Origin of the sequence: Frigoribacterium sp. RIT-PI-h (genome assembly GCF_001297205.1) — a bacterium.
In the GTDB taxonomy this organism is placed as follows: domain Bacteria; phylum Actinomycetota; class Actinomycetes; order Actinomycetales; family Microbacteriaceae; genus Frigoribacterium.
Map to the genome: position 1 here is coordinate 70,810 of NZ_LHOZ01000076.1, position 12,080 is coordinate 82,889.

The 12,080-nt window shown below is 69.5% G+C and carries 11 protein-coding genes; 5 read left to right on the top strand and 6 right to left on the bottom strand.

Annotated elements, in window-relative coordinates; genetic code table 11:
* Nucleotides 1-18: 18 nt before the first annotated feature.
* From AEQ27_RS10695 to AEQ27_RS10720, 6 genes are all read right to left on the bottom strand, one after another.
* Nucleotides 19-456, bottom strand: a complete 438-nt coding sequence (locus tag AEQ27_RS10695; RefSeq protein ID WP_054146643.1) for a cytidine deaminase — start codon at nucleotides 454-456, stop codon at nucleotides 19-21.
* Nucleotides 453-1,742 carry an ABC transporter permease gene (locus AEQ27_RS10700; protein WP_054146644.1) on the bottom strand — a complete coding sequence of 430 codons (1,290 nt, stop codon included), beginning with the start codon at nucleotides 1,740-1,742 and terminating at the stop codon, nucleotides 453-455. The genes AEQ27_RS10695 and AEQ27_RS10700 overlap by 4 nt, the downstream gene beginning before the upstream one ends.
* Nucleotides 1,739-3,013, bottom strand: coding sequence for an ABC transporter permease (locus AEQ27_RS10705; protein ID WP_054146645.1), 1,275 nt, complete (start codon nucleotides 3,011-3,013; stop codon nucleotides 1,739-1,741). Before AEQ27_RS10705 ends, AEQ27_RS10700 begins: the two co-directional genes overlap by 4 nt.
* Entirely contained in the window at nucleotides 3,010-4,530 is a 1,521-nt protein-coding gene (locus tag AEQ27_RS10710) for an ABC transporter ATP-binding protein (RefSeq protein ID WP_054146646.1), read from the bottom strand. The genes AEQ27_RS10705 and AEQ27_RS10710 overlap by 4 nt, the downstream gene beginning before the upstream one ends.
* A 157-nt stretch (nucleotides 4,531-4,687) precedes the next feature.
* The gene (locus tag AEQ27_RS10715) at nucleotides 4,688-5,773 is read right to left on the bottom strand and encodes a BMP family protein (protein ID WP_054146739.1); all 1,086 of its coding nucleotides are present in this window, start codon (nucleotides 5,771-5,773) and stop codon (nucleotides 4,688-4,690) included.
* Between the two features lie 167 nt (nucleotides 5,774-5,940).
* Nucleotides 5,941-7,059 (bottom strand): mannose-1-phosphate guanylyltransferase, encoded by a 1,119-nt coding sequence (locus AEQ27_RS10720; protein ID WP_054146647.1) that lies wholly within the window; start codon nucleotides 7,057-7,059, stop codon nucleotides 5,941-5,943.
* Between the two features lie 96 nt (nucleotides 7,060-7,155).
* Between AEQ27_RS10720 and AEQ27_RS10725 the strand changes: the two genes are divergently transcribed.
* The 5 genes from AEQ27_RS10725 (at nucleotide 7,156) to AEQ27_RS10745 (ending at nucleotide 12,013) form a co-directional block, all read left to right on the top strand.
* Nucleotides 7,156-8,298, top strand: coding sequence for a glycosyltransferase family 1 protein (locus tag AEQ27_RS10725; RefSeq protein ID WP_054146648.1), 1,143 nt, complete (start codon nucleotides 7,156-7,158; stop codon nucleotides 8,296-8,298).
* Between the two features lie 184 nt (nucleotides 8,299-8,482).
* Nucleotides 8,483-8,935, top strand: a complete 453-nt coding sequence (gene sdhC, locus AEQ27_RS10730; RefSeq protein WP_082059901.1) for a succinate dehydrogenase, cytochrome b556 subunit — start codon at nucleotides 8,483-8,485, stop codon at nucleotides 8,933-8,935.
* A 4-nt stretch (nucleotides 8,936-8,939) separates the two neighbouring features.
* Nucleotides 8,940-9,389 carry a succinate dehydrogenase, hydrophobic membrane anchor protein gene (gene sdhD, locus AEQ27_RS10735; RefSeq protein WP_054146649.1) on the top strand — a complete coding sequence of 150 codons (450 nt, stop codon included), beginning with the start codon at nucleotides 8,940-8,942 and terminating at the stop codon, nucleotides 9,387-9,389.
* Between the two features lie 58 nt (nucleotides 9,390-9,447).
* A complete protein-coding gene (gene sdhA, locus AEQ27_RS10740) occupies nucleotides 9,448-11,256 on the top strand; it encodes a succinate dehydrogenase flavoprotein subunit (protein WP_054146650.1) in 1,809 nt (602 codons plus the stop codon).
* A gap of 1 nt (nucleotide 11,257) precedes the next feature.
* Entirely contained in the window at nucleotides 11,258-12,013 is a 756-nt protein-coding gene (locus AEQ27_RS10745; protein WP_043594421.1) for a succinate dehydrogenase iron-sulfur subunit, read from the top strand.
* Nucleotides 12,014-12,080 lie beyond the last annotated feature (67 nt).

The following is a 12,080-nucleotide window of genomic DNA, read 5'->3' on the forward strand; positions in this document are numbered from 1 at the left end:
CGGACGAGGAGGCGCGGGTCAGCTCTGCGAGGCGCGGTACTGCTCGAGTTGGCGCGGCCCGAACGCGTCGGGGATCACCTCGTCGATGGTCTTGAAGCCCGAGACGGTGTCGAGCACCATGGCCTCGTCGGAGTGTTCGTAGAGCAGCTGACGGCAGCGACCGCAGGGCATGAGGACCCCACCGTTGCCGTCGACGCAGGCGAAGGCGACCAGGCGGCCGCCCCCCGTCATGACGAGGTCGGACACGAGCGAGCACTCGGCGCAGAGGGTGATGCCGTACGAGGCGTTCTCGACGTTGCAGCCCGAGACGATGCGTCCGTCGTCCGTGACGGCCGCGGCCCCCACGGGGAACTTCGAGTACGGGACGTACGCCTTGCGCATGGCGTCGCGGGCGGCCTCGCGGAGGGCGTCCCAGTCGGTCTCGGCGACGACCGACTCGCTGCTGCGGCCCGTCACGACTTGATGTAGGGCTTGCCCGAGGCCGCGGGGCCCCGGGACTGCCCGACCAGGCCGGCGACCGCGAAGATCGTCACGACGTACGGCAGCATCAGCATGAACTCGCTGGGCACCGGCGAACCGATGGCCCCGAGCACGTTCTGCAGGTTGCTCGCGAAACCGAACAGCAGCGCGGCGAGCGTGGCCCGGATCGGGTCCCACCGGCCGAAGATGACCGCCGCCAGGGCGATGAAGCCCGCGCCCGCCGTCATCTCTTTCTGGAAGTTGCCGAGCGAGCCGAGCGTGAAGTACGCCCCGCCGAGGCCGGCGATGGCCCCCGCGAGCGAGACGTTCCAGAAGCGGGTGGCGTTGACCTTGATTCCCACGGTGTCGGCCGCCTGGGGGTGTTCGCCCACCGAACGGAGGCGCAGCCCCCACCGGGTGCGGAACAGACCGTAGAAGACGACCGCGATCGCGATGTACATCAGGTAGACGATGATCGTCTGGCGGAAGAAGACCGGGCCCACGATCGGGATCTGGCTGAGCACAGGGATGTCGAGCTGCGGGAAGCGCACCCCGCGGTTCAGCGACTCGGACTTCGACAGCACCTGCGAGTACAGGAAGCTGGTGAGGCCCGTGACGAGCACGTTGAGCACGACGCCGACGATGACCTGGTCGACGATGTAGCGGATGCTGAAGACGGCGAGCACCATCGACACGAGGACGCCCGCGATCATCGCCCCGACCAGGCCGACGTAGGCCGATCCGGTCGCCGAGGCGACCATCGCCGAGACGAAGGCCCCGGCGAGCAACTGCCCCTCGATCGCGACGTTGACGACGCCGACGCGCTCGCTGATGACGCCACCGAGGGCACCGAAGATCAGCGGGGTGCTGAGCGCGAGGGCACCGAGCAGCAGACCGGGCACCGGGATGGTCTGACCGGCGCTCGCCCACGTGAGGAAGCCGAGCAGGAAGAGGACGCCGAACACGGCGATCAGCCAGATCGGCACCTTCTCGAAGCGGACGGCCCTCAGCACCGCGACGACGGTGATGACGGCCAGGAGCACCGTGAGCACGATGCCCGTGCCGGCCGCCGGCAGGACCGCGTCGGGCAGGGCGAAGAAGTCCGTCGCGGTCGACAGGCGGAAGGTGCTCTCGCCGTCCCGTGCCAGGCCGAGGAACAGCACGGCGGCCACGACGGTGAAGATCGCGAACGCGATCGGGGCCTTGAGGCTGCGGGTCGTGGCCCGGGCCAGGTCGGGCGACGGCGCGGCGGGGACCGCGGTGTCAGGGGTGAGCGTGCTCACTTGGTGACCACCGCCTCCTTGTTCGAGGCCTTGCGCACCGGGCGGAGGCCCGGGGCCGGCAGACGGAAGATCGCTCGGACCAGCGGGGGCGCGGCCACGAACAACACGATGAGGGACTGCACGACGAGCACGATGTCGATCGGCACGCCGTTGGCGGCCTGCATGGAGTACCCGCCGGCCTTGAGCGCCCCGAACAGGACGCCCGCTCCGAAGACGCCCCACGGCCGCGAGCGACCGAGCAGCGCGACCGTGATCGCGTCGAAGCCGATGCCGGCGTCGATGCCCGAGGTGAAGCCGCTGGTCAGCGTGCCGAGCACCTGGGTCGACCCGGCGACGCCCGCGAGCGCACCCGAGATGAGCATCGCGTAGAGGTAGATGTTCTTGACGTTCATGCCGGCCGTGCGGGCCGCGTGCGGGTTCTCGCCGACGGCGCGGAACCGGAAGCCGAGCGTCGACCGGTTGATCAGCCACCAGACGACGGCCGTGATCACGATGACCAGCACGAAGCCCCAGTTGAGGTTGTACCGGGCGCCGAACAGGTCGGGCAGGATCGCCGTGTCGAGCGTGGCGGGCGACTTCGGGTTCGCGCTGCCCGGGGCCTGCAGCAGGCCCTGCGTGCGCAACATGAAGGCCAACAGGTAGAAGGCGATGTAGTTGAGCATGATCGTCAGGATCACCTCGTGGGCGCCGGTGCGGGCCTTGAGCAGACCGACGATGCCGCCCCAGAGCGCACCCGCGGCGATGCCGGCGGCGAGGGCGAGGGGGAGGTGCACGGCGAGCGGCAGGTGGAACGAGAAGCCCACCCAGCCGGCGGCCGCCGACGCCATCAGCATCTGCCCACGGGCACCGATGTTGAACAGTCCCACGCGGAAGGCCACCGCGACGCCGAGACCGGCGGCGATGAGCGGCACGGCGTAGTTCAGCGTCTCGGTCAGCGGACGGATGCCCGCCGCGAAGCCGTCGACCCGGAAGTTGTAGATCGCGCCCTGGAAGAGCGACGAGTACGACCCGCCGACCGCGGCCCAGAACGCCTGGAAGAAGTCCGCCGGGCGCGAGAAGAAGTAGCCCAGCGTGCCCTGCACGGTGGTGTCGGTGAAGCCGATCAGCAGGCCCGAGACGACGAGGGCCAGCACGACGGCGAGCACCGAGATGACGGCGTTGCCGGTCGTGATCTCTCGCAGGAGGCGCGAGCCGCGTCCCTCGGTCGACTCCGGTGACGACGGGGCGGGTGGTGTGCCCGGGCCCTGCGTGGTGGTCGTGGCGTCGCTCACGCTGCCTGCTCCGTTCCCTGCGGCATCTCGCCGGCCATCATGAGCCCCAGCACGTCGCGAGGGGTGTCCGCCGGCACGATGCCGACGATGGTGCCGCGGTACATCACGGCGATGCGGTCGGCCAGGGCGGCGACCTCGTCGAGCTCGGTCGAGACGACGATCACGGGCACGCCCTGGTCGCGGGTCTCGACGATGCGCTTGTGCACGAACTCGATCGAGCCGACGTCGATGCCACGGGTGGGCTGGGCGGCCACGAAGAGCCGCAGGTCGCGGCTCAGCTCGCGCGCCAGCACGACCTTCTGCTGGTTGCCGCCCGAGAGGCGGCCTGCAGGGGTCGTGATGCCCTGGGTGCGGATGTCGAACTCCTTCACCTTGGCCACGGCGAAGGCCGCGAGTTCGGCGAGCTTCAGCGAGCCGCGCGTCACGAAGGGGCCGGACTGCGAGCGGTCGAGCATGAGGTTCTCGGCGACCGTGAACTCGCCGACGAGGCCGTCCTGGTTGCGGTCCTCGGGGACGAAGCCGACGCCGGCGTCGAGCACCTGGCGCACGCTGCGACCGGTGATGTCGCGCCCGTCGAGTGAGACGCGGCCCTCGACACGCGGCTGCAGGCCGAGGATCGCCTCGGTCAGCTCGGTCTGGCCGTTGCCCTGGACGCCGGCGATGGCGAGGATCTCGCCTCGACGGACCGCGAACGAGACGTCGTCCACGACGACCTGCCCGATCGGGTCGACGACCCGGAGGTTCTCGACCACGAGGGCGGGCTCGCCGACCTCGGCGGGGGCCTTCTGGACGGTGAGCTCGACGGCGCGTCCGACCATGAGCGAGGCGAGCTCGGCGTTCGAGGCGGTCGGCTCGGCCTCGCCGACGACCTTGCCCAGGCGGATCACCGTGATGCGGGTGGCGACCTCGCGCACCTCGCGCAGCTTGTGGGTGATGAAGACGATGGCGGTGCCGGCGTCGCGCAGCTGACGCATGATGACCATGAGCTCGTCGGTCTCTTGCGGCGTCAGCACGGCGGTGGGCTCGTCGAAGACGAGCACCTTCGCGTCGCGGGACAGGGCCTTGATGATCTCGACACGCTGCTGCACACCCACGGGCAACTCTTCGACCAGGGCGTCGGGGTCGATGTCGAACCCGAACCGGCTGCTGATCTCACGCACCTTGGCGCGGGCCGCGGCGAGGTCGAGCCGGCCGCCGGACTTGGTCTCTTCGTGGCCGAGCATGACGTTCTCGGCGACGGTGAACACGGGGACGAGCATGAAGTGCTGGTGCACCATGCCGATGCCGGCACCCATGGCGTCGCCCGGGCCCGAGAAGTGCTGGACGGCGTCGTCGAGCAGGATCTCGCCCTCGTCGGCCTGGTAGAGGCCGTAGAGGACGTTCATCAGCGTGGACTTGCCGGCGCCGTTCTCGCCGAGAAGGCAGTGGATCTCGCCGGGCTCGACGGTCAGGCTGATGTGGTCGTTGGCGGTCAGTGCGCCGAATCGCTTGGTGATGCCCCGCAGTTCGAGCTTCATCTCAGGTGGCTACCTCGGGTCTTGGCATTCGGGTGGGGTCGGACGGCACCGGGTCGGCGGCCCGCCCACGGGCGTTGAGAGGGCCGGGAGCGACGGGGTGACCGTCGCTCCCGGCCCTGGGTCAGTCGATGCTAATCGATGACGGGAGGTGCTTTCGTCAGCTGGTGAGCGCCGACGGCGACTCGACCTCGATCGAGCCGTCGATGATGCCGGCCTTGATCGTGTCGAGCTCGTCCTGCAGACCGGGGTCGACCTTGTCGGCGTAGTCGTGGAACGGGGCGATGCCGACGCCGTCGTTCTCGAGCGTGCCCACGTAGGGCGTGCTGGAGAACTTGTCCTCGCTGGCCTGCGTGACGACCGCGTCGGTCGCCTGCTTGATGCCCTTGAGCACCGAGGTGAGGAAGAGGTCCTTGTTGGCGCTGTCGGTCTCGTAGGTGTCGCTGTCGGCACCGACCAGGACGACGTCCTTGCCGGAGTCGCGGATCGCCTCGGCGGCGCTCTGGTAGATCGGGCCGCCGACCGGCAGGATGACGTCGGCGTCCTGCTCGATCAGCGTCTGGGCGCTCTGCTTGGCCGTGGTGCCGGCCTCGAAGCCACCGGTGAAGGTGCCGGTCTGCGAGTCGACGTCCCAGCCGACGACCTTGACGTCCTTGCTCTTCTCCTCGTTGTAGTACTTCACGCCGTCGGCGAAGCCGTCCATGAAGATGGTGACGGTCGGGAACTGCATGCCGCCGAAGGTGCCCACGACACCCGTCTTCGAGTAGCTGGCCGCCGCGTAGCCCGCGAGGAAGGCGGCCTCGGAGGTGTTGAAGGTGATCGGCTGCACGTTGTCGGCCGTGATCGACGCGTCGTCGATGGTGGCGTAGTTGATGCCCGAGTTCGCCTCGGCCGCCGACTTGGTGGCGTCGGCGAGTGCGAAGCCGACCGTGACGATCAGGTTGCAGCCCTGGTCGGCGAGGTTCGACAGGTTGGCGTCGTAGACCGTCTCGTCGGCCGACTCGACCGTCTTGGGGGTCGACCCGATGGCCTTGGCGGCCTCGGTCAGGCCCTCGTAGCCGAGCTGGTTGAACGACTTGTCGTCGAAGCCGCCGGCGTCGGAGACCATGCAAGGGACGAAGTCGCTCGAGGCGCCGCTGGTCGAGCCAGAGCCGCTCTCGGGGGCCGAGGCACAGCCGGCCAGGATGACGGCGGTGCTCGCCAGGGCGAGGCCGCTGAGCACGGCCTTGCGCGCAGTTGTAGTCAAGTTGTCCTCCAGGGTGCAGCCCGGCACGAGGCGCGCCGGGTGGGTATGGCTGACAGGTTACCTATTGTGACGAGCGCCGCCGACCGTCGGGTGGTAGTGATGCCGAGGCGTTACACAGTCGCGACCACGACTTAACGAACACGAAACGTCCACGACCCCGGAGGGGCTCAGAGGACGTCGCTGCGCCCGCTGAGCTTGAGGGCGTCCACGACGCTCTTGACGCGTTGCGCGTTCGCCGTCGTCGTGACGAGCAGCGCGTCCGGGGTGTCGACCACGATGATGTCGTTGACGCCGATCAGCGAGATCAGGCGGCCGCTGTTGCCGACGACGATTCCGCTCGAGCTGTCGGCCAGCACGCGGGCGTTCTCGCCGAGGATGGCCAGGTCGCTCTTCCGGCCGCCGGCGTGCAGCTTGGCGATGGACGCGAAGTCGCCGACGTCGTCCCAGTCGAAGTCCCCGGGCACGACGGCCAACCGGCCCGCCGCGGCAGCCGGTTCGGCGACCGTGTAGTCGATGGCGATCTTCTCGAGGCCGGGCCACACCTTGTCGACGACGGCACCGCGCTTCGGGGTGTCCCATGCGGCCGCCCGCTCTTCGATGCCCTCGAGCAGGGCCGGCCGGGTCTCGCCCAGCTGCTCGAGCCGCCGGTCGGCGCGCGAGATGAACATGCCGCCGTTCCAGAGGTAGTCGCCTCCGGAGACGTAGCGTTCGGCCGTCTCGAGGTCGGGCTTCTCGACGAAGGACTCGACCGTGCGGGCGCTCGGTGCCCCCTCGATGTCGAGGGGCGCCCCGACGTGGATGTAGCCGAACCCGATCGCGGGCTCGGTGGGGGTGATGCGGATCGTGGCGATGTATCCCTCGTGGGCGGCGACGATGGCCTCGCGGACCGCGCGGCCGAAGCCGGGGGTGTCGGAGATGACGTGGTGGGGGGCGGACGAGCCGATGATGACGTCCGGCTCGCGCCGACGGAGCACGGCGGCGGCCAGACCGATGGCCGCGGTGCTGTCCTTGGGCTCGCTCTCGAGGCCGCCGTTGTGGTCGGCGAGACCGGGCAACTGCGACTCCCCCGCGGCGCGGTGCGCCCGCCCGGTGACGACCATGATGCGCTGGTCGCCGTTGAGCGGGGCGAGGCGGTCCCAGGTGCCGCGCAGCAGGGGCGAGCCGCTGCCCGTGAGGTCGGGCAGGAACCTCGGCGCGTCGGCCCGGCTGAGGGGCCCGAGCCGGGACCCGATGCCGCCCGCCGGGATGATGCTGTAGAACCGGTCGAGGCTTTCCTGGATCGTCATGCGTTCACCTTATCGACGCCCCTCCTCCATGCCGCCGATCCCCTCCCGCCACCGTCGCCGGTGAGGCTCGCAGCACGAGCAGTCCGAGGAGGACCGATGCGAGTCGTGATCGTGACCGAGAGCTTCCTTCCCACCGTCAACGGGGTCACCACGAGCGTGCTGCGCGTGCTCGACCACCTGGCCCGACGCGGGCACGAGGCCCTGGTCATCGCCCCGGCCGGGCGCGGGACCACGAGCTACGCCGGCTTCCCGGTCCACCGGGTGCCGTCGGTGGCCTACCGTCAGTTCCCGGTCGGCCTGCCGAACCCGCAGGTCGCGGCCGCCATCGCCGGCTTCCGACCCGACGTCGTGCACGTCGCCTCGCCGTTCCTGCTCGGCGCCCAGGCCATCGCCGCGGCCGCCCGCCTGGGCGTGCCCTCGGTCGCCGTCTTCCAGACCGACGTCGCCCGGTACGCGGGGACGAACGGGCTCGGGCTCGGCTCGGCCGTCGCCTGGCGGCTCGTGCGCCGCATCCACGACCAGGCCACGACGACGCTGGTCCCCTCGCGCGCCTCCCTCCGCGACCTCGAGACGGCCGGCGTGGGCCGGCTCGCCACCTGGGGCCGGGGGGTCGACTCGGCCCTGTTCCACCCGAACCGCAAGTCGGGCGACGCGGTCCGTGCCCTGCGCGAGAGCTGGGGCGCACCCGACCGCGTGCTCGTCGGCTACGTGGGTCGTCTGGCCCCCGAGAAGCAGGTCGAGCGACTCGCCGCCCTGCGCCCCCTGCGGGAGGCGCGCCTCGTGGTCGTCGGCGGCGGCCCCTCACTGCCCGCCCTGCGCCGCCGCCTGTGGCACCTCGACCCGGTCTTCACCGGTGCGCTGCACGGCGAGCACCTCGCCGACGCCTACGCGGCCCTCGACGTCTTCGTGCACACGGGCTCGACCGAGACCTTCGGCCAGACCGTGCAGGAGGCCCACGCCAGCGGACTGCCGGTCGTGGCCCCGGCAGCGGGCGGACCCCTCGACCTGGTGCGGCACGGCGTCGACGGGTTCCTCTTCGACCCCCGCCACGACCATTCGCTCCGCCGGAGCGTCCGCAGCCTGGTCTCCTCGGACGAGCTGCGGGCCCGCTTCGGAGAGGCCGGGAGGCGCGTGGTCGTCGGACGCACGTGGGAGACCCTCGGCGACGAACTCGTCGAGCACTACCGACGCGCGGTGGCGGGCGTCCGCGACCGGGCCGAGCGCGCCTCCGTCCGCTGATCGCGTGCGGGCCGACGGGTCCGTCTTGTCTCGACGTCGAACGACTTCGGCGGGGCGGGGCGGCGGCCCCGCTCGGCGGGAACATAGACTGGACGGGTTCTGAGAACGCCACCAGCGGACACGGCTGTCCCTCGTACCGACCGAGCGAGAGCGTCGTCCGCCCCATCCGCGAGGAGAAGTGCTCATGGCCGAGCAGTCGACGGGAACGGTCGCATCACCGGCAGGCAGACCGGGTGCACCGAAGATCAGCGCGCCCAAGGCGCCCGGGAAGATCGCCGGCACCCTCTACCGGGGCCGTGAGGGCATGTGGTCGTGGGTGCTGCACCGCATCACCGGCGTGAGCATCTACTTCTTCCTGCTCGTGCACATCCTCGACACCGCCCTCGTGCGGATCAGCCCCGAGGCCTACAACGCGGTGATCGGCACCTACAAGAACCCGATCATGGGGCTCGGCGAGACCGGCCTGGTGGCGGCGATCCTGTTCCACGCCCTGAACGGCCTGCGGATCATCCTGATCGACTTCTGGGGTCCGGGCACCAAGTACCAGCGCGTCATGTTCTGGATCGTCATCGGCCTCGCCGTGGTCCTGTTCGCCGGTTTCGCGCCGCGCCACCTGATGAACGTCTTCTCGGAGTAGAGCCATGACCACCCAGACCGTCGAAGCCCCGCGTTCGGCCCGTGCGGCCCAGCGCTCCACCAACTACGAGAAGTGGGGCTGGATCTACATGCGCGCCAGCGGCCTGCTGCTCGTCGTGCTCGTGTTCGGCCACTTGTTCATCAACCTGCTCGCAAGCGAGGGGGGCGTCAAGGCGATCGACTTCGCGTTCGTGGCCGGCAAGTGGGCGAGCCCCTTCTGGCAGGTCTACGACACCCTCCTCCTGTGGCTCGCACTGATCCACGGCACGAACGGCATGCGCACGATCGTCAACGACTACGTGTCGAAGCCCACGGTGCGCAAGGTGTTGCTCGTGACGCTGCTCGTCTCGACCGTCGTCCTGCTCGTCCTCGGCACGCTCGTGATCTACACGTTCGACCCGTGCCCCGCGAACGCCCCGGCCGACCTGCTGCCGTCGTTCTGCTCCGCCGGCTAGCCACCCGGCCCACCGTCCACTCCGGCCCCCGGCCGCACGTCCCCCACCGGAAAGAACCGTGACCACACCCTCCCCCGCACCCACCAGCACCGTCGTCGACGGTGTCCACTACCACCAGCACGACATCGTCATCGTCGGGGCCGGGGGTGCGGGCATGAGGGCGGCCATCGAAGCCGGCCCGAACGCCAGCACCGCAGTGATCTCGAAGCTCTACCCGACCCGTTCGCACACCGGTGCGGCCCAGGGCGGCATGGCTGCGGCCCTCGCCAACGTCGAGGACGACAACTGGGAGTGGCACACGTTCGACACCGTCAAGGGCGGCGACTACCTCGTCGACCAGGACGCCGCCGAGATCCTCGCCAAAGAAGCGATCGACGCCGTCCTCGACCTCGAGAACATGGGCCTGCCGTTCAACCGCACACCCGAGGGCAAGATCGACCAACGTCGCTTCGGCGGCCACACGGCCGAGCACGGCAAGAACCCCGTCCGACGGGCTTGCTACGCCGCCGACCGCACCGGGCACATGATCCTCCAGACCCTGTACCAGAACTGCGTCAAGCACGGCATCAACTTCTTCAACGAGTTCTACGTCCTCGACCTCATCATGGGCGAGATCGATGGCGAGGAGCGCCCGGCCGGTGTCATCGCCTACGAACTCTCGACCGGCGACCTGCACGTGTTCCAGGGCAAGGCCGTCATCTTCGCCACCGGTGGCTTCGGCAAGATCTACAAGACGACGTCCAACGCGCACACCCTCACGGGTGACGGCGTGGGCATCATCTGGCGCAAGGGCCTGCCGCTCGAGGACATGGAGTTCTTCCAGTTCCACCCGACCGGCCTCGCCGGGCTCGGCATCCTGTTGAGCGAAGCGGCCCGTGGTGAGGGTGCGATCCTGCGCAACAGCGAGGGCGAGCGCTTCATGGAGCGTTACGCCCCCACCATCAAAGACCTGGCGCCCCGCGACATCGTGGCGCGCTGCATGGCCACCGAGATCCGCGAGGGCCGTGGCGCCGGGCCGCACAAGGACTACGTCTACCTCGACATCACGCACCTCGACCCGGCCGTGATCGACGCCAAGCTGCCCGACATCACCGAGTTCGCCCGCACGTACCTCGGCGTCGAGCCCTACACCGAGCCCGTACCCGTCCTGCCGACCGCCCACTACGCCATGGGTGGCATCCCGACGAACGTCAAGGCCGAGGTGCTGCGCGACAACACCACGGTCGTGCCGGGCCTCTACGCCGCCGGCGAGTGCGCCTGCGTCAGCGTGCACGGATCGAACCGGCTCGGCACGAACTCGCTGCTCGACATCAACGTCTTCGGCAAGCGGGCCGGCAACAACGCCGTCGAGTTCGTGAAGGACGCCCCGTTCGTGCCCCTGCCGGCCGACCCCGCCGGCTTCGTGCGCGGTCTCGTCGAGGACGTCCGCAACGCCACGGGCACCGAGCGCATCGCGACGCTGCGCAAAGAGCTGCAGGACAGCATGGACCGGAACGCCCAGGTGTTCCGCACCGAAGAAACGCTGGACGAGGTCACCCACGTGATCGCCGACCTGCGCGAGCGGTTCAAGAACATCTCGGTGCAGGACAAGGGCAAGCGCTTCAACACCGACCTGCTCGAGGCGATCGAGCTGGGCTTCCTGCTCGACCTGGCCGAGGTCGTCGTCTACTCGGCACGCTCGCGTCAAGAGAGCCGCGGCGGACACTTCCGCGAGGACTACCCCACCCGCGACGACGAGAACTGGCTCGTCCACACGATGGCGTACCTGACCGGCGACGCCCACTCGTCGTTGGCCGGCGACCACATCCGGCTCGACACCAAGCCCGTCGTGATCACGAACTACCAGCCGATGGAACGGAAGTACTGACATGAGCACCGCTGTCCTCGAGAACAAGCCCCAGGGCTCCGACGCCGTCCCCACGTTCACGGCCACGCTGATCATCCGTCGTTTCGACCCCGAGGTCGACGACGAGCCCCGTTGGCAGGACTTCGACGTCCAGGTGCTGCCGACCGACCGTGTGCTCGACGCCCTGCACCAGATCAAGTGGGAGCAGGACGGCTCGCTGACCTTCCGCCGCTCGTGCGCCCACGGCGTCTGTGGCTCGGACGCGATGCGCATCAACGGCCGCAACCGGCTGGCCTGCAAGACCCTGATCAAGGACCTCGACATCTCGCAGCCGATCTACGTCGAGGCCATCAAGGGCCTGCCGCTCGAGAAGGACCTCGTCGTCGACATGGAGCCCTTCTTCCAGTCGTACCGCGAGATCCAACCGTTCCTCATGGCGTCGTCGAAGCCCGAGAAGGAGCGCCTGCAGAGCGCCACCCAGCGCGAGCGTTTCGACGACACGACGAAGTGCATCCTCTGCGCCGCGTGCACGTCGAGCTGCCCCGTGTTCTGGACCGACGGGCAGTACTTCGGCCCCGCGGCGATCGTCAACGCGCACCGCTTCATCTTCGACTCGCGCGACGAGGGCGCCCAGGTCCGCCTCGACATCCTCAACGACAAAGAGGGTGTCTGGCGCTGCCGCACCACGTTCAACTGCACCGAGGCCTGCCCGCGGGGCATCCAGGTGACCCAGGCCATCGCCGAGGTCAAACAGGCCGTGCTACGCGGTCGCGCCTGACGGCGAGACGCCGACACGCGAGAGGGCCCGACCACTTGGTGGTCGGGCCCTCTTCTCGTGTCACCCG

Excerpts from the sequence above, each read along its gene's own strand:
- AEQ27_RS10710 (WP_054146646.1), bottom strand. The coding sequence starts at position 4,530 with ATGAAGCTCGAACTGCGGGGCATCACCAAGCGATTCGGCGCACTGACC.
- AEQ27_RS10720 (WP_054146647.1), bottom strand. The coding sequence starts at position 7,059 with ATGACGATCCAGGAAAGCCTCGACCGGTTCTACAGCATCATCCCGGCG.
- AEQ27_RS10725 (WP_054146648.1), top strand. The coding sequence starts at position 7,156 with ATGCGAGTCGTGATCGTGACCGAGAGCTTCCTTCCCACCGTCAACGGG.
- sdhC (WP_082059901.1), top strand. The coding sequence starts at position 8,483 with ATGGCCGAGCAGTCGACGGGAACGGTCGCATCACCGGCAGGCAGACCG.
- sdhD (WP_054146649.1), top strand. The coding sequence starts at position 8,940 with ATGACCACCCAGACCGTCGAAGCCCCGCGTTCGGCCCGTGCGGCCCAG.
- AEQ27_RS10745 (WP_043594421.1), top strand. The coding sequence starts at position 11,258 with ATGAGCACCGCTGTCCTCGAGAACAAGCCCCAGGGCTCCGACGCCGTC.